Genomic DNA, 22284 nt, shown 5'->3' with positions numbered 1-22284 from the left:
GGCAGGACGAAGTTGGCGAACCCGAACAGGTTCGGGGTGGCGTAGAGCAGCAGCATGATCGTGCCGTGCATGGTGAACAGCTGGTTGTACTGCTCCGGGGAGAGGAACTGCAGGCCGGGCCGGGCGAGTTCGCCCCGCATCAGCAGGGCCGTGAGGCCGCCGATCAGGAAGAACCCGAACGACGTCGTCAGGTAGAGCACGCCGATCGTCTTGTGGTCGGTGGTGCGGATCGTCTTCAGGATCGTCGCGCCGCGCTTGCCCCGCCACACCGGCCGGTGCGGGATCGGAGCCGGGCGTGTCACCGTGTCGGTCATCGGACTCCCACCTGCGCCGCCGGGGAACGAGCTGTTCCCGCGCGCGTACCCGGGCATGACCGCGAATACACGCCGGGGCCGGGGGCGATTTCCGGGTTCCGCCGTCCGGGCGATACCGCGGCGGCGGTGATCCGCAACCTCAGCGAGACCCCGATGGGGGCTTAGCGGCGGTGCGGACGGGTATGCCGCGCGGCGTAGCGCGGTCCTCCGGCCGGCCCAACGGGTGCCGGCCGCGGCGCGCCCCGGCGAAAGGAACCGCCATGTCCACCGCCACCCCCGCCCGGACCAGAACACCCGTGCAGGTCGCCGCCGCGGTCGTCGCGGTCGTCTTCCTGCTGGTCGGCGTGCTCGGTTTCATCCCGGGCATCACCACCGGCTACGACCAGCTGAGCTTCGCCGGCCACGACTCGATGGCCATGCTGCTCGGCGTGTTCATGGTCTCGGTGCTGCACAACATCGTCCACCTGCTGTTCGGCGTCGTCGGCCTCGCCGCGGCCCGCACCTCGCGCGGTGCCCGCCTGTTCCTCGTCGCCGGCGGTGCCGTCTACCTGGTGCTCTGGCTGTACGGGCTGCTGATCGACCACGGCAGCGACGCGAACTTCGTGCCGGTCAACACCGCGGACAACTGGCTGCACCTGGGCCTGGGCGTCGGCATGATCGCCCTCGGCCTGCTGACCGCCCGCGCGGGCAGCGCCGCCGGTCCGGGGCCGCACGCCGCCCGGGGTCCCGGCCTCGGCTGACCACCACGCGCCCCGCGTGGTCACCGGGGGACGTCGGCGGCTGCTCACCATGGCCCGCCGACGTCCCGTGCCGTGCTAGCGGGTTTCGATGATCCGCTTGAACTCGGTGCAGGCCCGCTCGACCTTGTGCTGCGGGTTCGCCAGCAGGGTGGCGACCGCTTCGCCGAGTTTCCCGCCGGGCACGGCGTACTCGAGGCTGACCTCCAGCGCGGTGCGCCCGTCGCCCAGGTCTTCGAAGAGGACGACTCCGGCGTTCGAGACGTCGGAATCGGCCTGGCCGGCCGTGGTCCAGGCGAGCCGGTGCGGCGGGGAGTCCTCGGTGATCCGGGCTTCCCACTCGACGGTGGCGCCGGCCGGCCCCGCCACCTTCCAGCGCGTCCGCGTTTCGTCGCCGGTGACCGCCTCGACGGATTCGACGTCGGAGAAGATCTCGGGGAGCCGGGTGAGCGGCCGCCACCAGTCGTAGCAGGCCTGGGCCGGGGCGCCGACCTCGATGCGGTACGTCGCCTTGTCCATGGGTGCCTCCCGTTCACGCGGCGGTAGCCGGGTCGCCCGCCGTCGGAGCCCGGCTACCCCGCGTGCCCGGGGTTACGCGTCCTGCTCCTTGGTGCGCAGCAGCACGGTGAGGGACCGGCCGCCGACGACGAGCTCGCCGTGTCCCGGCACCGTGCGCGGGGTCGCCAGCTGGTCACCGGCCACGCCGCCGACCAGGACGCCGCCCACCGAGCGGTGGAACACCTCGCCCGTCGCGGTGTCGAGCACGATCGCCCACTCTTCGCCGTAGCCGCCGTCGGGGACGGTCATCGTGATGTCGTCGTCGTGGGCGTTGAAGCAGAGCAGGAACGAGTCGTCCACCACGCGCTCGCCGCGGGCGTCGAGGTCGGGGATCGCCGTGCCGTTGAGGAAGACCATGATGCTGCGGCCGAAGCCGGCCTCCCAGTCCTGGTCGGTCATCTCGTCGCCGGCCGGGGTGAACCAGGCGATGTCGCGCAGTTCGTCGCCGCGGCGGATCGGCCGCCCGGCGAAGAACCGGCGGCGGCGGAACACCGGGTGCTGGTGGCGGAGGTCGACGACGGCCGAGGTGAACTCGAACAGCTCGCGGTTGCGCTCCAGCAGCGACCAGTCCACCCAGGACAGCTCGTTGTCCTGGCAGTAGGCGTTGTTGTTGCCGTCCTGGGTGCGGCCGAGCTCGTCGCCGTGCAGGAGCATCGGCACGCCCTGGGACAGCAGCAGCGTGGCGATCAGGTTCCGGCGCTGGCGCGCCCGCAGGTCGAGGACCTTCTCGTCCTCCGTCGGGCCTTCCGCACCGCAGTTCCACGACCGGTTGTCGTCGGCGCCGTCGCGGCCGTCCTCGCCGTTGGCCTCGTTGTGCTTTTCGTTGTACGACACCAGGTCGTTCAGCGTGAAGCCGTCGTGCGCGGTGACGAAGTTGATCGACGCGAACGGGCGGCGGCCGTCGCTCTGGTAGAGGTCCGACGAGCCGGTGATCCGGGACGCGAACTCGCCCAGCGTCGCCGGTTCGCCCCGCCAGAAGTCGCGGACGGTGTCCCGGTAGGCGCCGTTCCACTCGGTCCACAGCGGCGGGAAGTTGCCGACCTGGTAACCACCCGGGCCGACGTCCCACGGCTCGGCGATCAGCTTCACCTGGCTCACCACGGGGTCCTGCTGCACCAGGTCGAAGAACGTGGCCAGCCGGTCGACGTCGTAGAACTCACGGGCCAGCGTGGCGGCGAGGTCGAACCGGAAGCCGTCGACGTGCATCTCGGTGACCCAGTACCGCAGCGAGTCCATGATGAGCTGCAGCGTGTGCGGCTGGCGCACGTTGAGCGAGTTGCCGGTGCCGGTGTAGTCCATGTAGTACTGCGGGTCGTTCTCGACCAGCCGGTAGTAGGCCTGGTTGTCGATGCCGCGCATGGACAGGGTCGGCCCGAGGTGGTTGCCCTCGGCCGTGTGGTTGTAGACGACGTCGAGGATGACCTCGATGCCCGCCTCGTGCAGCGTCCGCACCATCGCCTTGAACTCGTGCACCTCGCTGCCCGGGGTGGCGGACATGATCGAGGCGGCGTACTCGTTGTGCGGCGCGAAGAAGGCGATGGTGTTGTAGCCCCAGTAGTTGGCCAGGCCGCGCTCGGTGAGGGCGTGGTCGTGCAGGAACTGGTGGACCGGCATCAGCTCGACGGCCGTGACGCCGAGGGTCTTGAGGTACTCGACCATCACCGGGTGCGCCAGCCCGGAGTAGGTCCCCCGCAGCTCCTCCGGGATGTCCGGGTGCAGCTTCGTCAGCCCGCGGACGTGCGCCTCGTAGACGACGGTCTCGTTGTAGGGCACGTTCGGCGGCCGGTCGTTGGCCCAGTCGAAGTACGGGTTGACGACGACCGCGCGGACGGTGTGCGCCGCCGAGTCGTCGTCGTTGCGCTCGGCGGGGTTGCCGAAGCGGTAGCTGAACACGGACTCGTCCCAGTCCACCTTGCCGGTGACGGCCTTGGCGTACGGGTCGAGCAGGAGCTTCGCCGGGTTGCAGCGCAGGCCGCGGGCCGGGTCGTACGGCCCGTGGACGCGGAAACCGTACTCCTGGCCGGGGCCGACGCCGGTCAGGTAGCCGTGGTGGACGAAGCCGTCGACCTCCGGCAGCCGGATCCGGGTCTCGGTTCCGTCCGGGTCGAACAGGCACAGGTCGACGCGGTCGGCGACCTCGGAGAAGAGCGCGAAATTGGTGCCGACGCCGTCGTAATCGGCTCCGAGCGGGTAGGGGGAACCGGGCCAGGGCTGCACTGGGCCTCCAGAGGTGCGAGTGATCTCCGGCGGGGATACCCAGCCCGGCGGCCCCGGACACCGTGACGTCGCCCTCCTCACCCGGACGCACCACCGGCGCGGGACCGCCGGCTTCAGGCGGTCCCGCGCCGATCACGGGCGGTGTCAGGTCAGCTTGTTCTTGACTTCCTTGGCCTTGCCCTTGGCCGTGCCCTTGGCGTCCTGCAGGGGCGCGTACGTCCCGAAGAGCGCCGGGTCGGGCTTCGGCGCGGTGCCCGGGCCGCCGAGCGGCTCGGGGTCCATCAGGTACTCGATGCCGGCGCCGGTGGTCCAGCTGGCGCCCTTTGCGCCGTCCGGGCCGTCGGAGAGGTGCCAGATCGTGTGGTTGTGGGTCTGGTCTTCCTCGTCGAGCAGGGCGCCGGGGGCGATGTCGCCTTCCAGCCCGTCGGCCTTGAGCTCTTCGATCGCGGCGAGCCACTGCTTCTGGTGGACGGTGTCGCGGGCCAGGTTGAACTGGAGCATCGCCTTGACGCCGGGGTCGTCGGTCATGTTGTACAGGCGTGCGGTCTGCAGCCGCCCCTGGGCCTCGGCGGCGACGTTCGCGCGGAAGTCGGCGAGCAGGTTGCCGGAGGCGACGATGTATTTGCCGTTCCAGGGGTAGCCGTTGCTGTCGGCGGGCAGGGCGCCGCCGCCGCCGACGATGGCCTGCTGGACGTCCATCCCGCCGATCGTCGCGGCCATCACCGGGTCTTTGACGGCTTCGGCGGTGACGGTCGAGGGGGCACCTTCGAGCAGGCGGGCGACCATGGTGGCGAGCATTTCGACGTGGCCGATTTCTTCGGTCGCGGTGTCCATGATCAGGTCTTTGTACTTGCCTTCGATGCGGCAGTTCCAGCCTTGGAACAGGTACTGCATGGTCACGGTCATCTCACCGAAGGCGCCGCCGATGAGTTCCTGGAGCTTGCGGGCGTAGACGGCGTCCGGCTTTTCGGGCTTGGCTTCGAACTGCAGCAGCTTCGTGTGACGGAACACGAGAATTCCCTCCGTCGTCCGGGGTGGCACCGGCGGGGGCCGGCGGTCCAGGAGGCTTTCCCGGTTAGCGGACGGTTAACCACGGCGATCATCGACGTCTTCACCGAGGGCGCCGAGGATCGACAACGCCACCGTCGCTGTGGTAGTTGAACGCGGAACGTTCGATGGCGAGTGGAGCGATACGTGAGCGATCACCAGGAGCGGGTGCCGACCTGCCGGCGGTACCAGTGCGACGAGCCGGCCCTCTGGCGGAGGATGTGCGCGGCTCACTGGGCTCGCTGGCAGAACGGGACCGACCCGCTCGACCAGCCGGGCGACGACGCCGCGTCCCCGGAACCCCGGGTGTGGCAGCCGCCGTTGCGCGAGAACAGCGTTTCGCAGCGGAAGCCCGGCCGGCCGATGTGACGCCGGTGGGGAGCCCCGCCCGGGGGCTCCCCACCCCGGCGTTCAGCCGACGATCCCGGCCACGGTCACGCCGATCGGCGTGCTGGGGCGGCCGATGAGGGTGCGCAGGTCATCGGTGGTCTCGGCGAGCAGGCCGGCCTTGATGTCGGCGTCGATCGCGGCGAGGAAGCCGGCGAGCGACTCCGGGAGACCGGCGCCGGTCAGTGCCTTGACGTGCTCGTCGGACGGCAGGTCGACGTAGGTGATCTCGCGGCCGGTGGCCTTGGCGATCTCGGCGGCGAGGTCCGCGTTCGTCCAGGTGACGTCACCGGCGAGTTCGTAGATCTTGCCTTCGTGGCCTTCGCCGGTCAGCACCGCGACCGCAGCGGCGGCGTAGTCGGCGCGGGCGGCGCTGGCGACGCGGCCGTCACCCGCGCTGCCCACGAAGCTGCCGGTCCGGGCGGCCTGCTTGATCGTGTCGGCGTAGTTTTCGTTGTACCAGTTGTTTCGCAGGATCGTGGCGGGCAGGCCGGAGGCCTCGATCAGTTCCTCGGTCGCCTTGTGCTCCGGGGCCAGCACCAGCTTCGACGTCGTCGCCTGCGGTGCGCTGGTGTAGACGAGGTGGCGGACGCCGACCTGCTTGGCCGCCTCGACGACCGCCTGGTGCTGCGCGGCGCGCTGACCGACCTCGCTGCTCGACACCAGCAGGACCCTGTCGGCCCCCTTGAGCGCGGCGACCAGGCTTTCCGGGTCGGTGTAGTCCGCGCGGCGCACCTCGACGCCGCGTTCGGCGAGGTCGGCGGCCTTCTCCGGGCTGCGCACCGCGGCGACGACCTGGTCGGCGGGCAGCTTCTCGAGCAGGCCTTCGACGACGAGCCTGCCGAGGTGGCCGGTGGCGCCGGTGACGACGATCATGACGACTCCTTGAAAGTTCAAGTACCTGGTCCCATGGAGCATGTACTAACTTTTAGAAAGTACCAACTCATTGTCAGTGCCGTCACATTCGTTGTGCAAACTCTCGGGTAGTATCCGGGGAGTGGACGGACAAGCTGACGCCGAGCACGAGGCCCTCGTCGCCGACGTGTTCAGTGCCGCGTGCGCTTCCCGTGCCGTGCTGGAGCACGTGACCGGCCGGTGGGGAGTGCTGGCGCTGGTCGCGCTGAACGACGGCGTGTTCCGGTTCAACGCGCTGCGCCGCCGGGTGCAGGGGGTCAGCGAGAAGATGCTCGCCCAGACGCTGCAGGCGCTCGAGCGCGACGGGTTCGTGTACCGGGACGCGCGTCCGACGATCCCGCCGCACGTGGAGTACAGCCTCACCCCCGCCGGGCGGGAGGTCGCCCAGCGGCTGGTGGCGTTGATCGAGGTCCTCGAGGCCGGTGTCCCCGACGTGCTGGCGGCCCAGGCCCGGTACGACGAAGCGAAAACCGCGAGCGCGTGACTTCCCGCTGAAACCCGTTGCGGGACAACGCGATCTCGAAAGCGTCGAAATGCCCGGCCGGCGAACGGGCCGTTGCGCTCGGGTGGCCGGGGCGTTATGTTAGCGCTCACAATCGCTCCGCTTGTGCCGTTCCTGCGTGTCGGTGATCGAGGAGAGGGTGGCAACGTCGCCGGCCCGCGCACCTGTCGAATCGACGATTTCCGTACCCCAGCGGGAGATCACCCATGGCACGACAGCCGAGGCACGTCCGTCCCCGTCCCCTCCTCCAGGCGCTCATCGCGACCGGCGCGCTCGTCACCGGCCTGCTGGCCGCCGGCGGCACCTCCCAAGCGGCCACCCAAGGGCCGTGCGACATCTACGCCGCCGGTGGCACGCCGTGCGTGGCCGCGCATTCCACCACGCGGGCCCTGTACGGCGCCTACACCGGTCCGCTGTACCAGGTCCGGCGCGCGTCCGACAGCGCCACGCGCGACATCGCCCCCTTGGCCGCGGGTGGCGTGGCCAACGCGGCGGCGCAGGATTCCTTCTGCGCGGGAACCACCTGCCTGATCACGGTCATCTACGACCAGTCCGGCCGCAACAACCGCCTCACGCAGGCCCCGCCGGGCGGCTTCCAGGGGCCGGCCGCGGGCGGCTACGACAACCTCGCCAACGCCACCGCGGCGCCGATCAGCGTCGGCGGGCACAAGGCGTACGGCGTCTACATCGCCCCCGGAACCGGTTACCGCAACAACAACACCAACGGTGTCGCGACCGGCGATCAGCCGGAAGGCATGTACGCCATCTTCGACGGCACCCACTACAACGGCGGCTGCTGCTTCGACTACGGCAACGCCGAGCGCAACAGCCGCGACAACGGCAACGGCACGATGGAGGCCATCTACTTCGGCAACATCAAGGTCTGGGGCTACGGCGCCGGCAACGGGCCGTGGATCATGGCCGACCTCGAGAACGGCCTGTTCTCCGGGGTCAACCAGCACTACAACGCCAACGATCCCAGCATCAGCCACCGCTTCCTGACCGCCATCGTCAAGGGCGGCCCCAACCGGTGGGCCATCCGCGGCGGCAACGCCCAGTCCGGTGGCGTGTCGACCTTCTACGACGGCGTGCGCCCGAACGTGGCGGGCTACAACCCGATGAAGAAGGAAGGAGCCATCATCCTCGGCATCGGCGGCGACAACAGCGTCGGCGCCCGCGGCACCTTCTACGAGGGCGTGATGACGTCCGGTTATCCGTCGGACGCCACGGAAAACGCGGTGCAGGCCAACATCACCGCGGCCGGGTACGCCACGAGCTCCGCGGGCACCGGGCTGACGCCGGGCACGGCGGTCTCACTGCGCGCCACCACCGCCTGCTGCACCGACCGCTACATCCACCACACCGGGTCCACTGTGGACACGGCGGTGATCGGCAGCGGCAGCTCGGCCACGGAGAAGGGCAACGGTTCCTGGACCGTCCGGACCGGACTCGGCAGCAGCTCGTGCGTGTCGTTCGAGTCGAAGAACGTGGCCGGGCAGTACCTGCGGCACCAGAACTACCGGCTGTACCTGCAGGCCAACGACGGGAGCTCGCTGTTCGCCCAGGACGCGACCTTCTGCCCGGAGGCCGGCCGCAACGGCCAGGGTGCCTCGCTCCGCTCGCTCAACTTCCCCGACCGGTACGTCCGCCACTACGACAACATCCTCTACATCGCCGCCAACGGCGGGTCGAACACGTTCGACAACGCCAACGCCTACAGCGACGACGTGAGCTGGCTCGTCAGCGCACCGTGGGCGTCTTGATCCGATGACCGTCACGCGCCCGGTCCCGGGACGGACCGGGCGCGTGACAGCGTGCGGTCCCGCACCCGACCTGGTTGGAGGCAGCATGCCGTCCATTCGAGCGTCTTTCTCCGCCCTCTTCTTCGCCGTGGCCGCGCTGCTGCCCGCCGCGGCCGCCTACCCCGATCCCGGCCGCGTCACCGGTGACGCCGGGGTGCACGACCCGAGCGTGGTCAAGCGCCCGGACGGCGGTTACCTGGTGGCGCACACCGGCGACGGCATCACGCTGAAGACCTCCACCGACCGGATCGCCTTTTCCGCCGCCGGTTCGGTGTTCCCGGGCGGTGCACCGTGGACGACCCCCTACACCGGAGGCGACCGCCGTCTGTGGGCCCCGGACATCTCCTACCACAGCGGCCAGTACTACCTGTACTACTCGGCTTCGACGTTCGGCTCCAACCACTCCGCGATCTTCCTGGCCACCAGCCCGTCCGGCGCGTCCGGCAGCTGGACCAACCGGGGCCTGGTCATCGAATCCCGCAGCAGCGACAACTTCAACGCCATCGACCCGAACCTCGTCGTCGACGACCAGGGCCGGTGGTGGCTGGCCTTCGGCTCGTTCTGGACGGGCGTCAAGCTGATCTCGCTGAACCCCGCGACGGGGCTGCGCCAGGGCAGCGGCCTGACCGCCATCGCCGGGCGCGGCGGCGGGGCGATCGAGGCGCCGTTCATCGTCAAGCGCGGCCAGTACTACTACCAGTACGTGTCGTTCGACTTCTGCTGCCGCGGCGCTTCGAGCACCTACCGCGTCATGGTGGGCCGGTCCACCAGCGTCACCGGGCCCTACGCCGACCGCAACGGTGTGGCGATGAACTCCGGCGGCGGTACCGAAATCCTGGCCGGCCACGGCAGCATCCACGGGCCGGGTCACGAAGCCGTGCTTGCCGACAACGACGGCGATCTGCTGATCTACCACTACTACGCCGACAACGGCACGGCCCGCCTCGGCATCAACCGCCTGACCTACGACGCGGCCGGCTGGCCGGTCGTCGGCTGATCACCGGAAAGGACGTCCCGGATGCGCCTCCGCCGAACCGCTGTGGTCCTGGCCGTTTCCGCGTCGCTGCTGAGCCCGGCGACCGCGGACGCCTCGCCGCCCGGCGGGGCGCCACCGGGCTGGGTGACGCTGACCGAGTCCGCGCTCGAAGGCGTGCACGGCACCGCGCCCGACGTCACCGTCCGCAACGTGCTCACCGTGACCGCCACCGGGGCCGCGCTGCGGGTCCGGCTGAGCAACCCGTTCGGTGGCACCGCGATGACCGTGCGTTCGGTGTGGGTGGGCCGGCAGCCGTCGACGAACTCGCCCGCGCTCGTGCCGGGGTCGAACCGGCGGGCCACGTTCGGCTTCCGGCACGCGGTGACGATCCCGCCGGGCAAGAGCGTGTGGACCGACCCGCTGCCGCTGCAGGTCCGGCGCGGTGACCACGTCGCGGTGAGCATCTACGCGCCGGGGGCGCCGGTCAACGACCACACCTTCCCGCCACCCGAGAAGTACACACCCGGCTCGTTCACCTCGGCCGGTCCCGGTGACGCCGGCGCGGACGAATCGGGGAGCGCGTACGGGCCCTTCGCGCCCGGTGTCCTGTGGTGGGCGGACGCGATCAGCGCCGCGTCGCCCGCCCGCGGCACGATCGTCGCCCTCGGCGATTCGATCACCGACGGCTACAACGCCTTCGGCGGCGGTCCGCGCTGGACCGACGTGCTCGCCGAGCGCATCGGGACGCTTCCGCCGTCGCGGCGGCTGTCGGTGGCGAACGCGGGCATCAGCGGCAACACGGTCAGCGTCCAGCCGAACCCGTACGACCCGACCGGCCAGTGCTGCGGCCCGCCCGCGCCGGCCCGCCTCGACCGGGACGTGCTCTCCCTGCCGGGCGTGCGGTACGTCCTGCTCCTGGAGGGCACGAACGACCTCGGCGGCGGCGACAACGCGCCGCCGGCCCCGGCCGAGCAGGTCATCGACGCGATGCGCGGCATCGCCGGGCGGGTGCACGCGACGGGCCGCCGGATCGTCGGCGCGACGATCCTGCCGATGTGCAACGCGGCCGGCAGTCCGAAGGAGCAGGCCCGCCTCGCGGTCAACGCGTGGATCCGCACTTCGGGGGTGTTCGACGCGGTGCTCGACTTCGACGCCGTGCTGCGGGACCCGGCGGACCCGACGGTGATCCGCGCGGACTGGCGCACCGACTGCTATCACCCGAATGCGGCAGGCGACCGGCTCCTCGGCGACTCGATCGACCTGAAGGTGTTCGCCCGCTGACCGGAGGGGTGGTCGAACCGGTTCGATCCGCGCGGTGGCCGTCGTGAGAGGTAAGGCGGGTTGGAACCCGCCTTACCCCTCACGACCAGCGGCGGCAGGGCGCTTGGTGCGGGTCGCGGTCAGGCTCGGCGGCGGGCGCCCGTGCTCGACCGCAGTGAGATCGGCGGCTCCAGCAGGGCGTGCCGCGGTTCCGCGCCCCGGTCCGCGATCTGGGCCAGCAGCAGGTCCACCGCCAGCCGCCCCAGCTCGACCGCGGGCACGTCCGCCGCGGTCAACGGGGGGTGGAAATCCTCCGCCAGGCGCTCCGCGATCACGCCCGTCAGCGAAAAGTCGCGGGGCACCTCGAGCCCCGCGCGGTGCAACGCGCGCTGGACGCCGGGCAGGGCCGCTTCGTTGATCGTCACCGCCGCCGTCACCGCGGGCCACTGCGCCCGGATCTGCTCGAAGCAGGCCAGGCCCGCCGCCGCTTCGTCCGCGCAGCACACCGTACGCGCCGTCAAACCCCGGGCGGCCGTGGCGTCCAGGAAACCCGTCGCCGAGCGCAGGGCCGGGCCGTAGCCCGCCGCGACGAGTTCCGCCGATCGGTTGATCAGCACCACCTCTTCGTGCCCCAGGTCCGCCAGGTGGTGCACGCAGCGCGTGATCAGGGCGCCGTAGTCGACGTCGACCCACCAGGACGCTCCCGGGTGCTCCACGTGGCCGATCGTCACGAACGGCAGGCTCGCCTGGCTCAGCCGCTCGACCCGCGGGTCCTCCAGGAGGATCTCCATCAGGATCACGCCGTCGACGCGCCGTCCGGTCACGATGCGCTCGAACGACCGGTCGTGGTCGCCGCCGCTGGGGGAGAGCAGGACGTCGAGGTCGTGGGCGGCCGCCGCGTCGACGACGCTGCCGACGAACCCCAGCTGGACGTCGGTCAACCGGCGGCTGGCCGGCGGGACCACCAGGCCCAGCGTGCGGGTGCGGCCTTCGGCCAGGGCGCGGGCACTGGCGTTGGGCCGGTAGCCGAGCTCGGCGATGACGTCGTTGATGCGCTGCACGGTGGCCGCCGACACCGGGCGTTTGCCGCTCAGCGCGTACGACACGGTGCTGCGCGAAACCCCCGCGCGCCGCGCGATCTCCCCGATGTTCATTCCACTCCCGACCGGTCGTCCTGAACCGGTTCGATCGTAGTACACGCGGTATTGCGCAGGAGAGTCCTCGCGGTTTACGGTGACGCCGCTCGTCAGCATCGAACCGGTTCGATGAGACCGAGAACGTCGTCGCCGGTGCCGACAGGAAGGACTTCCCATGAAGCGTCAGATCACCCGGCTGCTGTCGGTGGCCGTCGTCGCGACGACCCTGGCCGCGTGCTCCTCCTCGCCGGCCCCGGGTGACGGCGGCGGCACGTTCACCGTCTGGGACCCCTACCCGCAGTTCGACGCGAGCTCCGCGTGGGCGAAGGTGATCGACAAGTGCGGCGCCGACGCCGGGGTCAAGATCGCCCGGCAGGCGTTCGACACGACCGACCTCACCAACAAGGTGCTGCTCGCCGCCCAGCAGAACACCGCGCCGAACGTCCTCGTGGTGGACAACCCGGTGGTCTCGACGCTGGCCGAGGGCGGGGTGCTCAAGTCCAATGCGGACACCGGGCTCGACGCCGCGCAGGTCGCCCCGAACCTGCTCGCCGCCGCCGACGTCAAGGGCCAGGTCTACGGCGTCCCAATCGGGGCGAACACGCTCGCCCTCTACTACAACAAGGCCGTGCTGACCGCGGCCGGTGTCGACCCGGCGTCGGTCAAGGACTGGGCGAGTCTCGACGCGGCACTGGCCAAGGTGCACGCCGCGGGCAAGAAGGGCCTCACGTTCTCCGCCATCGGCACCGAGGAGGGCAGTTTCCAGTTCCTGCCGTGGTTCTGGGGCTCGGGCGCGAACCTCACCGACCTGGCTTCGGCCGACGCCGTCTCCGCGCTCGCGCAGTGGAAGTCGTGGCTGGACAAGGGGTACGCCCCGAACTCGGTGGTCGGCAACACGCAGACGACCAGCTGGCAGGAGTTCGCGACCGGCGACTACGCCTTCGCCGAGAACGGCACCTGGCAGCTGCAGAACGCGAAGAAGGCCGGCTTCGACTACGGCGCCCTCCCGATCCCGGCGCGCACCGGGGGAGCGGCCCCGGCGCCGACCGGCGGCGAGTTCGTCACCGTGCCCGCCCAGAGCAGCCCGGACGCCGAGAAGACCGCGGGCAGGATCGCCTCCTGCCTGACCAGCCCGGCCAACGTGCTCGACTCCGACACCGCGCTGACCTACGTCTCCGCCGTGCCGTCGGTGCAGGACAAGCAGATCGCCGCCCAGCCCGAGCTGAAGGTGTGGGTCGATGCGGTCAAGGTCGCGAAGGGCCGCACCGGCGACAACCTCGGCACCCGGTACCCGCGGATCTCCGAACCGCTCTGGGGTGCCGTGCAGGCCGCGCTCACCGGCGCGAAGGCCCCGGACGCGGCCCTTGCGGCCGCGCAGGCGACCGCCGCGTCGGCGAAGTAGGCCGGGCCCGTGCTGGACACCCGTCAGACGGCCCCCGCCCGTCCGGCCGCGCGAGCGCCCGGACGGGGCGGCCGGCGCCGCCGGCAGCAGCTGCTCGCGTGGGCGTTCCTCGCGCCGCTCGTCGCCTACCTCCTGCTGTGCTACGGCTATCCGCTCGTGACGAACGTCGATCTCAGCCTGCGCAGCTACACCGTCCGCACCTTCGTGCACGGCGGCGCGCCGCTGGTCTGGTTCGACAACTACGCGACAGTGTTCACCGATCCGACCTTCCGCACGGCGCTGCTCAACACGCTCGTCTTCACCGCCGCGTCGCTGCTCTTCCAATACGGCATCGGCCTGGCGATGGCGGTGTTCTTCGCCCGCCACTTCCGGTTGGGCCCGACGCTGCGCGCGTTGTTCCTCGTGCCCTGGCTGCTGCCGCTGATCGTCTCGGGCTCGACGTGGGCGTGGTTGCTCAACAGCGAATCCGGGGTGGTCAATTCCGTGCTGGGCTGGTTCGGCGCCGGCCGGATCGACTGGCTGACGTCGCCGTCCTGGGCGCTGGTCTCGGTGATCATCGCCAACATCTGGATCGGTGTGCCGTTCAACCTCGTCGTGCTGCACAGCGGCCTGCAGAACATCCCGGCCGAGGTCTACGAAGCGGCGTCGCTCGACGGTGCCGGGGCGTGGCAGCGGTTCCGGCACGTCACCTTCCCGCTCCTGCGCGGAGTATCGGCGATCACCCTGCTGCTGGGGCTGGTCTACACGCTGAAGGTGTTCGACGTCATCTGGATCATGACCAAGGGCGGCCCCGGCGAGGCGTCGACCACCCTGGCCACCTGGTCCTACCGGCTCGGGTTCGGCAGCATGCTGCCGCGGTTCGGGCCCAGCGCGGCCGTGGGCAACGTGCTCATCCTGCTGGCGCTGGTCGCCGGGCTGCTCTACATCCGCGCGCAGCGCAGGCAGGAGGCAGGGTGATCCGCCGCTGGCGCACCGCGGTGGGGCTGGTCCTCACCGCCGTGATGCTGTTCCCCGTCTACTGGATGGTCAACGTGTCGCTGACCCCGGCCGGGCGGATGCGCAAGTCGCCGCCCGACTGGTTCCCGGCGGCGCCGACGTTCGAGGGCTACGAGCGGGTCCTGCGCGAGCAGCTCCCGTACTTCGCCACCAGCCTGTTCGTCGCGCTGGGCACGGTGGCGCTGACCCTCGCCCTGGCCGCGCCGTCGGCGTACGCGCTGGCCAAGCTCCGCCCGCGCGGGGGCCGGGCGCTGGGTTTCGTGCTGCTGGTGGCGCAGATGATCCCGGGCATCATCATGGCGCTGGGCTTCTACGGGATCTACGTGTCGCTGGGGATCACCAACACCGCCTGGGGCCTGGTCCTCGCCGACTCGACGATCGCGGTGCCGTTCGCCGTGCTCATCCTGACCTCGTTCATGGCCTCGGTGCCCGACGAGCTGGTCCAGGCGGCCACCATCGACGGCGCGGGTGCGGTGCGCGCGTTCTGGTCGGTGGTGCTGCCCGCCAGCCGCAACGGGGTGGTGACCGCCGGGCTGTTCTCGTTCCTGTGGGCCTGGTCGGACTTCGTCTTCGCGGCGACGCTCGACGGCGGCGGCTCGATGCGGCCGCTGACCCTGGGCATCTACCGCTACATCGGCAACAACAACCAGGAGTGGAACTCCATCATGGCGACGGCGGTGGTCGCCTCCGTGCCCGCCGCCGTGCTCCTCGTGCTGGCGCAGCGGTTCGTCGCCGCCGGCGTCACCGCGGGCGCCGTCAAGGACTGAATCCCTCTCGGAAAGGACGGCCTCTGTGCCCACGGGCGAATTCTCGCTGCGGGAAATCCCCTTCAGCCACCCCGGATCGTGGTTCGACCTCTCGCCGGTGGTGGCCCAGGCCACCTTCGCCGACGACCTGCACCTGGTGTCCCACCGCCACGGCATGCACGCGGTCCTGGCGCTGGTTCCCGAAAGCGGCGGCGAGCGGGTGGCGGTCCCGGCCGCCGCCACGCCGTCCGCGCTCACCTGGGGTGATGGCGGAGGGCGGATCACCGCGGCCTTCGCGGCACCCGACGTGCTGAGGATCGCCGGGCGCGGACTCGACCTGAGGATCCGCGCGGCGGAGGCCACGCTGACGCCGTTCACCGGCACCTACTTCTTCGCCGATCCGGTCGACGGATCCGCCGTCTTCACCTCCTACGAAACCGGGCACCGCTACCGCGTCACCGTCCTTTCCGGACAGGTGCGGCACGTCGGCGCGGAAGCGCTCGGGACGGCCGAGCGGGCCGTCGTCGTGAGCGGCGGCGCGTGGGAAGTGGCGATCGAGGAAGTCCCCGGCGCCCGCGAGCCGTATGCGGCGGCGTCGGCGTTCGACGACGTGGTCGCCGCCGCCACGGCCGGGTTCGCCGCTTTCGCCGATTCGGTGGCGCCCTGGCGCAGCGAGCGCACGCCGGCGGCCGAGCTCGCCTGTTACGTGCTGTGGTCGGCCATCGTGGCGCCCGCCGGGTTCGTCGGCCGTCCGGCGGTGCTGATGTCGAAGCACTGGATGGACAAGGTGTGGAGCTGGGACCACTGCTTCAACGCACTGGCGCTGGCCGGGGGACGGCCGGAGCTGGCCTGGCACCAGTTCCAGGTCGTCTTCGACCACCAGGACGACCGGGGCGCGCTGCCCGACTCGATCACCCACGCCGAGGTGCTGCGCAACTTCGTCAAACCACCCATCCACGGCTGGGCGCTGAGCCGCCTGCGCCGCCGCCTGCCCGGCGGCCTGCCCGAACCCGGGCCGGTCTACCGGCAGCTGGCGGCGTGGACGACGTTCTGGCTGGAGCACCGCCGCGTGCCCGGCGGCCCGCTGGCCCACTACGAGCACGGCAACGACAGCGGCTGGGACAACGCGACGCCGTTCGCGCGGGAGCGGCTCGTGCGGACGCCGGACCTCGCCGCGTTCCTGGTGCTGCAGCTGAAGGAACTGGCCGTGCTGGCCGCGGAGCTGGGGGATCCCGATGCGGCCGCGCGGTGGGCCGCCGAAGCGGAAAGCATGCTGGCGGCCCTGCTGGACGAGCTGTGGGACGGCACGAAGTTCGTCAGCCGCTCGGTCGCGACCGGGGCGGTGCAGTCCGGGGCGAGTCTCCTGGATCTGATGCCGATCGTGCTCGGCGAGCACCTGCCCCCGGACGTCCGGGACCGGGTCGTGGCCGGGCTGGAGGCGCACCTGACGGACATCGGGCTGGCGACCGAGCGGCCGTCGTCGGAGTTCTACGAGGCGGACGGCTACTGGCGGGGACCGGTCTGGGCGCCCGTCACCGTGCTGATCGAGGACGGCCTCCGCGGCGCCGGCGCGACGGAGCTCGCCGACCGCGTCAGCGCCCGGTTCCGTGCGGTGTGCGAGAAGTCCGGGTTCGCCGAGAACTTCGACGCGCTGACCGGGGACGGCCTGCGTGACCGCGCCTACACCTGGACGGCCGCCGCCTACCTCCTGCTCGCCGCCGACGCCGAAGCGCGCCCGGAGGCGTAGCTCAGGCTTGGTCGTGGAGGGTGACGTGGTAGCCGTCGGGGTCGGCGAAGGTGAACGTCCGCCCGAAGGGACCGTCGACCGGCGCGGAGACGATCCGGTGCCCGTCGGCGGCGAGAGCGTCGTGGATGGCCTGGACATCGGTGGCGTGGAGCCAGATCGCGGCGCCGATGCCCGGCTGGGCGGCGGAGGCGAGATCGGTGCCGGGAACGATGTCGCGCAGGGCGAACGCGATCGGTTTCGTGTCGAAGACGACGGCGTGCGGAGGGCCGGCGGGCGAGCGGACGAGGCCGAGGTACCGCTCGTAGAACGCCTGTGAAGCGGCGAGGTCGCGTGCTTGGAGCGAGACGAAGTCGGGTCCGGTGGCGGGCATGGTGGCTGCTCCTTCGCTTGGTGTCAGGTTCCTGACATGGCCACCGTATGTCAGGAACCTGACACCAGTCAAGCCGGGGTCCGTTGTCCCGTCGAATCGCATCGACAATGCGGCGTCCACGACGGTCTCCTGGTGGTGAGCGAAAACGAGAGGTGATTCGACAAAATCGAAGCGGCGGCTCACGTCGAAATCCTCGAAGTATTACGGATATGGTTGCGATCGATGCTGGTCGAATGCCGGTGAATCACCGACCGTATCTTGACCGGTACGCAACTGTCCTGCGATAGTCGTCTCACTCCCGTTCACGCCGAATAAATCGTCGAAACGATTCGACGCAGTCATCCGGGAAAGGACGAATCAATGCACAACGTGGTGCGTTCCGTGCTCGTCTCACTGACCGCGGCCGCCGTGGTGGCCACCACCGCCGGGGTGGCCGAAGCAGCCACCTGGTCGTCCTCGGACAAGTGGGGGACCTGGTCCAACGGCGGCTACACGGTCCGCAACGACGTCTGGGGCAGCGGGGCCGGTCCGCAGACGATCTGGGCGAACTCCTACAGCAACTGGGGAGTGTGGGCCGACCACCCGAACACCGGCGGGATCAAGTCGTACCCCCACTCGGCGAAGAACGTCGGCCGGACGCTGAGCTCGCTGCGCCAGGTGTCGAGCAGTTTCACTGTGAGCCGCCCGGGCAGCGGGGCGTATGAGACCGCGTATGACATCTGGGCGAACAACAACGCCTACGAAATCATGTTGTGGGTCAACAAGCAGGGCGCGGTCGGTCCCCTCGGCACCAAGCAGACGACGGTGAGCGTCGGCGGTCACACCTGGGACGTCTACAAGGGATCGAACGGCTCGAACGCGGTGTTCTCGTTCCTGCGCACGTCGAACACGAACGCCGGAACGGTCGACGTGCTGGCGGTGCTGAACTGGATCAAGGCCCGCGGCTGGTTCGGCGACGTGACCCTGGGCGAAGTGCAGTTCGGCTTCGAGATCACGTCGGCATCGGGCGGCCTGAACTTCACCTCGAACAGCTATTCCGTGTCGGCGTCCTGAGTCCTCACGCGCAGCGCGTCGACGATCAGGTCGAGCATCCGCCCGGTCCGCTCCGGATCACTCTCCTCCACAGTGGACAAGAACGTGCCGAGCAGCAGCAAGGTCACGTCCTCCGGATCGACGCCGGCGCGAAGCGTCCCCGCCTTCGCGCCGGCGTCGAGGATGGAGCCGATCGCGGCGGTGATCCGCTGCCGCGTCGCCGGCGTCGCGATCCGCCCGGACGCCACGCTCGCCCGGAAGGCATCCCCCATTCCCCGTTTGGTGGCCACGAAAGCCGCGTACCGGTCCATCCACGCACGAAGCGCCTCCACCGGTGAAAGCGCATCGAGCAAAGCGGGCGCGCTCCCCGTGACGTCGTCGAGCTCCGCCGCATAAACGGCTTCGACGAGCGCCTCGCGGGTCGGGAAATGCCGGTAGAGCGTCCCGATCCCGACGCCGGCCTCGCGGGCAACGGCTTCGAGGGCGACGGGCCCGGTGGCGAACGCGGCCCGGGCGACCGCGACGAGCTTGTCCCGGTTGCGGCGCGCGTCGGAACGCACCGGGCGGGCAGGGTCGGGCGAAGGCAAAGCGGAGGCACCTCCGGTTGTGCTACGGTCGGCGTTAGCGGAGGCTCCTCCGCTTGACCATCATCGCACAAGGACGGGACCACCCATGCCTTCTCCCGAACGAGCCGCGCTCGCCGGCCGCACCGTCTCCCGCGTCGGCTACGGGGCGATGCAGCTCGAGCGCCTGCACCACGACCGCGCCGCGGCCGTCGCCCTCCTGCGCCACGCCATCGACCTCGGTGTCGACCACGTCGACACCGCCCAGTTCTACGGCGACGGCTTCGTCAACGACGTCATCCGCGAAGCCCTCGCCTCCGGCGACGACGCCCTGATCGTCACGAAGGTCGGGGCCGTATCGGAGCCCGGCGGCCCGCTGCCGCTGCGCCTGGCGCAACGCCCGGACGAGCTGCGCGCGAGCGTCGAGGACAACCTCCGCGCGCTCGGGCTCGACCGGATCCCGCTGGTCAACCTGCGCCGGGCGGACCGGCGGCCCGGCTTGGTGGCCGAAGGCGACCAGCGCGTCGACCTCGACGACCAGCTCGCGGTGATGACGGCCCTGCGTGACGAAGGCAAGATCGGGGCGATCGGGCTGAGCGCCGTCACCCTCGACGTCCTGCGCCGGGCGCTCCCGGCGGGGATCGCGTGCGTGCAGAACGCCTACAGCCTGGTCAGCCGCGACGACGAGGACATGCTCGAGCTCTGCGCCGCGGAGAACATCGCCTGGGTGCCGTTCTTCCCGCTGGGCGGCGCGTTCCCCGGACTGCCGAAGGTGACCGACGAACCCGCGGTGCAGGCGGCGGCGACGGCCCTGGGCCGCACGCCGGCGCAGATCGGCCTGGCCTGGCTGCTGCACCGCGCCCCGAACGTCCACCTCATCCCGGGCACCGCGAGCGCGGCGCACCTCGAAGCCAACCTCGCCGTCGCGGACATCAGCCTCGACGGCGAGACCCTCGCGGCGCTGGCCGCGATCCCCGTCCGCCCGATGACCGCCGACCTGCGCTGACCATCGCCGCACCGACCGCCGGTATCCGGCCATTCGCGGCCGGGCGTACTTTTGCGGCATGTACACGGTTGCGGTGCTGGCTCTCGACGACGTGATCGCCTTCGATCTGGCCACGCCGATCGAGACGCTCGGCCGGGTCCGGCTGCCGGACGGGCGCGGGGGCTACCGGATCGTCGTCGCCGGGCCGGAGCCGGTGGTCGGGGCCGGCCCGGTGCGGCTCGCGGTCGACGCCGGGCTCGACGAGGTCGAGCGCGCCGACCTCGTCGTCGTCCCGGGCCGGAACGACCCGGACCGGCCGACCCCGGACGGCGTGGCGGAGTTCCTGCGCGCCGCGGTCGCGCGCGGGACGCGGGTCGCCTCGATCTGCGTCGGGGCGTTCACCCTCGCCGAGGCCGGCCTGCTCGACGGGCAGCGGGCGACCACGCACTGGCTCGCCACCGACGAGCTGGCCCGCCGGTACCCGGCCGTCGAGGTCGACCCGGACGCGCTGTACGTCGACAACGGGCAGATCCTGACGTCCGCGGGTGCGTCGGCGGGGCTGGACATGTGCCTGCACATCGTGGCGCGCGACTACGGCGCCGCGGTCGCCGCCGACGCCGCCCGGCTCGCCGTCGCACCCCTGCAGCGCACCGGCGGCCAGGGGCAGTACATCCTGCGCAACCGCCCGACGTACCAGACCGCGACGCTGGAGAAGGCCCTCGGCTGGATCGAGGAGAACGCCCACCGCCCGCTCACCCTCGCCGACATCGCCGACGCGGCGGGCATGAGCACGCGCACGCTGACCCGGCACTTCCACGCCGAGACCGGGCAGAGCCCGATCCAGTGGCTGACCGGGGTGCGCATCCGGCACGCCCAGGAGCTGCTGGAGCTGACCGACCACACGATCGACCGGATCGCCGGGCAGGTGGGGTTCCCGTCGCCGAGCAACTTCCGGGTGCAGTTCGCCCAGACCGTGCGGGTCAGCCCGAGTGCGTACCGGAAGACGTTCCGGTCGCGGTAGGCCCGCGACGCCGGCGCAGGTGGGGCTGCGCGAGGTGCGGCGGCTGGTAGGCGAAGTCGAGCGGCCCGAGGTCGGTGCCGGGCGGGACGACCTCGTCGATCCGGTCGAGCAGGTCGTCGCCGACCGCCGTGTCCGCTCCGGCGAGCAGGTCGGCCAGCTGGTCCTCGGTGCGGGGGCCGATGATCGCGGAGGTGACCGCGGGGTGGGCGGTGACGAACGCCAACGCGAGGTGCCGCAGCGGAATCCCCGCCTGGTCGGCGAGCGGGACGAGGGCTTCGACCGCGCCGAGCTTGGTTTCGTCGGTCATGTGCCGCGGTGCCCAGTGCAGCCGCCCGGCCGAGGCGGTTTCCCGGCGGTAGCGGCCGGTGAGCAGTCCCATCGACAACGGGCTCCACACGAGCACGCCCAGGTCGTGGCGCCGGCAGACCGGCAGGATCTCGGTCTCGGCGCCACGGTTGAGGATCGAGTAGTGCAGCTGTTCGGTGCGGAACCGGGCCAGGCCACGGCGCTGCGACACCCACTGCGCTTCGACGATCTCCGAGGCGGGCAGGTTGGAGTGGCCGATGGCCCGCACCTTGCCCGCGCGCTGCAGGTCGGTCAAGGCGCTCAGCGGTTCTTCGATGTCGGTGCCGGGCTCGGGGTGGTGGAGCTGGTAGAGGTCGAGGTGGTCCACGCCGAGGCGGCGCAGCGATCCTTCGACGGCGGAGACGATCCAGCGGCGGGAATTCCCGCGCCGGTTCGGGCCGGGCCCCATCGGGCCGTTGCCCTTGGTGGCGAGGACGACGTCGTCGCGGCGGCCGCGCAGGGCCTTCCCGACGATCCGCTCGCTTTCGCCGTCGCCGCCGTAGACGTCGGCGGTGTCGATGGTGGTGATGCCGTGGTCGAGGGCCCGGTGGACGATGCGGACGCACGCGTCCGGGTCGGGGTTGCCGGAGGGGCCGAACATCATCGTGCCGAGGGTGAACGTGCTGACCTGGATGCCGGTACGGCCCAGGGGACGGGTGTGCACAGTGGTCTCCCGTGGTCGGGCGCGGTGGGATGCGCGCGGCATCCCACCGCGGCAAAAACGGTCAGCCCTGGTATTCGGCCGCGACGTCGATGATCCAGGTGACGCCGAAGCGGTCGGTCAGCATGCCGAACGCCGGCGCCCACGGGGCCGGGCCGAATTCTTCGATGACGGTGGCGCCGTCGGCGAGGCCCTTCCAGACCGGCGAGACCTCATCGACGGTCGCGCCGCGGACGGAGAGGAAGAACTTCTCCTCCGTGACGGTGGTGCCGTTTTCGCGGCGGGTGGTGGGGGCGGCCGGTGCCGGGCCGCCGGTGCCCGGGACGTCGTAGGCCATCACGCTGAAGCCGTTGTCCGCGGTGAGCCGGCCGAACACCACCTTGCCCGCGTCGGGCAGCTCGGCGGGCATCCCGAAGTCGCCGTAGGTGACGATCGTGGCCTGGCCGCCGAAGACCGACCGGTAGAACTCGAGGGCCGCGCGGGCCTGGCCGGTGAAGTTGAGGTGGGCGACAGCGCTGAGCGACATGGTTGTTCCTTTTCGTGGGTGATCCGACGAGAGCCACAG

General features: G+C 71.0%; 23 protein-coding genes. 13 read left to right on the top strand and 10 right to left on the bottom strand.

Annotated features, from left to right (window positions below; genetic code table 11):
- Positions 1-314, bottom strand: a 314-nt coding sequence (locus tag IE317_RS30225; RefSeq protein WP_191314756.1) for a cbb3-type cytochrome c oxidase subunit I, incomplete at its 3' end; no start/stop codon positions are given.
- A 260-nt stretch (positions 315-574) separates the two neighbouring features.
- Between IE317_RS30225 and IE317_RS30220 the strand changes: the two genes are divergently transcribed.
- Positions 575-1054 carry a DUF4383 domain-containing protein gene (locus tag IE317_RS30220; protein WP_191314755.1) on the top strand — a complete coding sequence of 160 codons (480 nt, stop codon included), beginning with the start codon at positions 575-577 and terminating at the stop codon, positions 1052-1054.
- Positions 1055-1129: 75 nt separating this feature from the next.
- On the opposite strand, the gene IE317_RS30215 is transcribed toward IE317_RS30220, so the two are convergent.
- The 3 genes from IE317_RS30215 to IE317_RS30205 form a co-directional block, all read right to left on the bottom strand.
- Entirely contained in the window at positions 1130-1570 is a 441-nt protein-coding gene (locus IE317_RS30215) for an SRPBCC family protein (protein ID WP_191314754.1), read from the bottom strand.
- 72 nt (positions 1571-1642) lie between these two features.
- Positions 1643-3826 carry a glycogen debranching protein GlgX gene (gene glgX, locus IE317_RS30210; protein ID WP_191314753.1) on the bottom strand — a complete coding sequence of 728 codons (2184 nt, stop codon included), beginning with the start codon at positions 3824-3826 and terminating at the stop codon, positions 1643-1645.
- A 144-nt stretch (positions 3827-3970) separates the two neighbouring features.
- Positions 3971-4837, bottom strand: coding sequence for a manganese catalase family protein (locus IE317_RS30205; protein ID WP_191314752.1), 867 nt, complete (start codon positions 4835-4837; stop codon positions 3971-3973).
- Positions 4838-5020: 183 nt separating this feature from the next.
- Here IE317_RS30205 and IE317_RS30200 point away from each other — a divergent pair, with 183 nt between their 5' ends.
- Positions 5021-5242, top strand: a complete 222-nt coding sequence (locus IE317_RS30200; protein ID WP_229902999.1) for a hypothetical protein — start codon at positions 5021-5023, stop codon at positions 5240-5242.
- Positions 5243-5284: 42 nt separating this feature from the next.
- Here the strand turns inward: IE317_RS30200 and IE317_RS30195 are convergent, their stop codons facing one another.
- Entirely contained in the window at positions 5285-6136 is an 852-nt protein-coding gene (locus IE317_RS30195) for an SDR family oxidoreductase (RefSeq protein ID WP_191314750.1), read from the bottom strand.
- Positions 6137-6257: 121 nt separating this feature from the next.
- Between IE317_RS30195 and IE317_RS30190 the strand changes: the two genes are divergently transcribed.
- From IE317_RS30190 to IE317_RS30175, 4 genes are all read left to right on the top strand, one after another.
- Positions 6258-6659 (top strand): winged helix-turn-helix transcriptional regulator, encoded by a 402-nt coding sequence (locus tag IE317_RS30190; RefSeq protein WP_191314749.1) that lies wholly within the window; start codon positions 6258-6260, stop codon positions 6657-6659.
- Between the two features lie 224 nt (positions 6660-6883).
- Positions 6884-8440 (top strand): alpha-L-arabinofuranosidase B, encoded by a 1557-nt coding sequence (locus IE317_RS30185; protein ID WP_191314748.1) that lies wholly within the window; start codon positions 6884-6886, stop codon positions 8438-8440.
- Positions 8441-8525: 85 nt separating this feature from the next.
- Complete coding sequence (locus IE317_RS30180) at positions 8526-9476, top strand: arabinan endo-1,5-alpha-L-arabinosidase (RefSeq protein ID WP_191314747.1); 951 nt, start codon at positions 8526-8528, stop codon at positions 9474-9476.
- Positions 9477-9497: 21 nt separating this feature from the next.
- Positions 9498-10736 (top strand): GDSL-type esterase/lipase family protein, encoded by a 1239-nt coding sequence (locus IE317_RS30175; RefSeq protein ID WP_191314746.1) that lies wholly within the window; start codon positions 9498-9500, stop codon positions 10734-10736.
- 119 nt (positions 10737-10855) lie between these two features.
- On the opposite strand, the gene IE317_RS30170 is transcribed toward IE317_RS30175, so the two are convergent.
- Complete coding sequence (locus IE317_RS30170) at positions 10856-11869, bottom strand: LacI family DNA-binding transcriptional regulator (RefSeq protein WP_191314745.1); 1014 nt, start codon at positions 11867-11869, stop codon at positions 10856-10858.
- Positions 11870-12026: 157 nt separating this feature from the next.
- Here IE317_RS30170 and IE317_RS30165 point away from each other — a divergent pair, with 157 nt between their 5' ends.
- The 4 genes from IE317_RS30165 to IE317_RS30150 are packed head-to-tail and all read left to right on the top strand — an operon-like array spanning position 12027 to position 16742.
- On the top strand, positions 12027-13253 hold the full coding sequence (locus IE317_RS30165) for a sugar ABC transporter substrate-binding protein (protein ID WP_191314744.1): 1227 nt from the start codon (positions 12027-12029) through the stop codon (positions 13251-13253).
- Positions 13254-13265: 12 nt separating this feature from the next.
- On the top strand, positions 13266-14210 hold the full coding sequence (locus IE317_RS30160; protein WP_373309148.1) for a carbohydrate ABC transporter permease: 945 nt from the start codon (positions 13266-13268) through the stop codon (positions 14208-14210).
- Positions 14207-15016 (top strand): carbohydrate ABC transporter permease, encoded by an 810-nt coding sequence (locus IE317_RS30155; RefSeq protein ID WP_191314742.1) that lies wholly within the window; start codon positions 14207-14209, stop codon positions 15014-15016. Before IE317_RS30160 ends, IE317_RS30155 begins: the two co-directional genes overlap by 4 nt.
- A gap of 25 nt (positions 15017-15041) precedes the next feature.
- The gene (locus tag IE317_RS30150; protein ID WP_191314741.1) at positions 15042-16742 is read left to right on the top strand and encodes an amylo-alpha-1,6-glucosidase; all 1701 of its coding nucleotides are present in this window, start codon (positions 15042-15044) and stop codon (positions 16740-16742) included.
- Position 16743: 1 nt separating this feature from the next.
- Here the strand turns inward: IE317_RS30150 and IE317_RS30145 are convergent, their stop codons facing one another.
- The gene (locus IE317_RS30145) at positions 16744-17112 is read right to left on the bottom strand and encodes a VOC family protein (protein ID WP_191314740.1); all 369 of its coding nucleotides are present in this window, start codon (positions 17110-17112) and stop codon (positions 16744-16746) included.
- Between the two features lie 360 nt (positions 17113-17472).
- On the opposite strand from IE317_RS30145, the gene IE317_RS30140 reads away from it, so the two are divergent.
- Positions 17473-18165 carry a glycoside hydrolase family 12 protein gene (locus tag IE317_RS30140; RefSeq protein ID WP_191314739.1) on the top strand — a complete coding sequence of 231 codons (693 nt, stop codon included), beginning with the start codon at positions 17473-17475 and terminating at the stop codon, positions 18163-18165.
- Here IE317_RS30140 and IE317_RS30135 read toward each other — a convergent pair.
- Positions 18144-18731 (bottom strand): TetR/AcrR family transcriptional regulator, encoded by a 588-nt coding sequence (locus IE317_RS30135; RefSeq protein WP_191314738.1) that lies wholly within the window; start codon positions 18729-18731, stop codon positions 18144-18146. The two genes, IE317_RS30140 and IE317_RS30135, sit on opposite strands and share 22 nt — an antisense overlap.
- A gap of 85 nt (positions 18732-18816) precedes the next feature.
- Here IE317_RS30135 and IE317_RS30130 point away from each other — a divergent pair, with 85 nt between their 5' ends.
- Positions 18817-19713 carry an aldo/keto reductase gene (locus IE317_RS30130; RefSeq protein WP_191314737.1) on the top strand — a complete coding sequence of 299 codons (897 nt, stop codon included), beginning with the start codon at positions 18817-18819 and terminating at the stop codon, positions 19711-19713.
- A gap of 58 nt (positions 19714-19771) precedes the next feature.
- Complete coding sequence (locus IE317_RS30125) at positions 19772-20713, top strand: GlxA family transcriptional regulator (protein ID WP_191314736.1); 942 nt, start codon at positions 19772-19774, stop codon at positions 20711-20713.
- Here the strand turns inward: IE317_RS30125 and IE317_RS30120 are convergent.
- Together IE317_RS30120 and IE317_RS30115 are read right to left on the bottom strand one after the other, a co-directional pair.
- Entirely contained in the window at positions 20673-21722 is a 1050-nt protein-coding gene (locus IE317_RS30120; protein WP_191314735.1) for an aldo/keto reductase, read from the bottom strand. The two genes, IE317_RS30125 and IE317_RS30120, sit on opposite strands and share 41 nt — an antisense overlap.
- Positions 21723-21783: 61 nt before the next feature.
- Complete coding sequence (locus IE317_RS30115; protein WP_191314734.1) at positions 21784-22245, bottom strand: VOC family protein; 462 nt, start codon at positions 22243-22245, stop codon at positions 21784-21786.
- Between the last annotated feature and the right edge of the window lie 39 nt (positions 22246-22284).

It is taken from the genome of Amycolatopsis bullii (assembly GCF_014654205.1).
Classification (GTDB): Bacteria; Actinomycetota; Actinomycetes; order Mycobacteriales; family Pseudonocardiaceae; genus Amycolatopsis; species Amycolatopsis plumensis.
This window is presented reverse-complemented; position numbering and strand designations above follow the sequence as displayed.

Bases quoted from the DNA above. Each gene is read 5' to 3' on its own strand.
- IE317_RS30220 (WP_191314755.1), top strand. From the start codon at position 575: ATGTCCACCGCCACCCCCGCCCGGACCAGAACACCCGTGCAGGTCGCC.
- IE317_RS30215 (WP_191314754.1), bottom strand. From the start codon at position 1,570: ATGGACAAGGCGACGTACCGCATCGAGGTCGGCGCCCCGGCCCAGGCC.
- IE317_RS30195 (WP_191314750.1), bottom strand. From the start codon at position 6,136: ATGATCGTCGTCACCGGCGCCACCGGCCACCTCGGCAGGCTCGTCGTC.
- IE317_RS30185 (WP_191314748.1), top strand. From the start codon at position 6,884: ATGGCACGACAGCCGAGGCACGTCCGTCCCCGTCCCCTCCTCCAGGCG.
- IE317_RS30180 (WP_191314747.1), top strand. From the start codon at position 8,526: ATGCCGTCCATTCGAGCGTCTTTCTCCGCCCTCTTCTTCGCCGTGGCC.
- IE317_RS30175 (WP_191314746.1), top strand. From the start codon at position 9,498: ATGCGCCTCCGCCGAACCGCTGTGGTCCTGGCCGTTTCCGCGTCGCTG.
- IE317_RS30170 (WP_191314745.1), bottom strand. From the start codon at position 11,869: ATGAACATCGGGGAGATCGCGCGGCGCGCGGGGGTTTCGCGCAGCACC.
- IE317_RS30165 (WP_191314744.1), top strand. From the start codon at position 12,027: ATGAAGCGTCAGATCACCCGGCTGCTGTCGGTGGCCGTCGTCGCGACG.
- IE317_RS30145 (WP_191314740.1), bottom strand. From the start codon at position 17,112: ATGCCCGCCACCGGACCCGACTTCGTCTCGCTCCAAGCACGCGACCTC.
- IE317_RS30140 (WP_191314739.1), top strand. From the start codon at position 17,473: ATGCACAACGTGGTGCGTTCCGTGCTCGTCTCACTGACCGCGGCCGCC.
- IE317_RS30130 (WP_191314737.1), top strand. From the start codon at position 18,817: ATGCCTTCTCCCGAACGAGCCGCGCTCGCCGGCCGCACCGTCTCCCGC.
- IE317_RS30125 (WP_191314736.1), top strand. From the start codon at position 19,772: ATGTACACGGTTGCGGTGCTGGCTCTCGACGACGTGATCGCCTTCGAT.
- IE317_RS30115 (WP_191314734.1), bottom strand. From the start codon at position 22,245: ATGTCGCTCAGCGCTGTCGCCCACCTCAACTTCACCGGCCAGGCCCGC.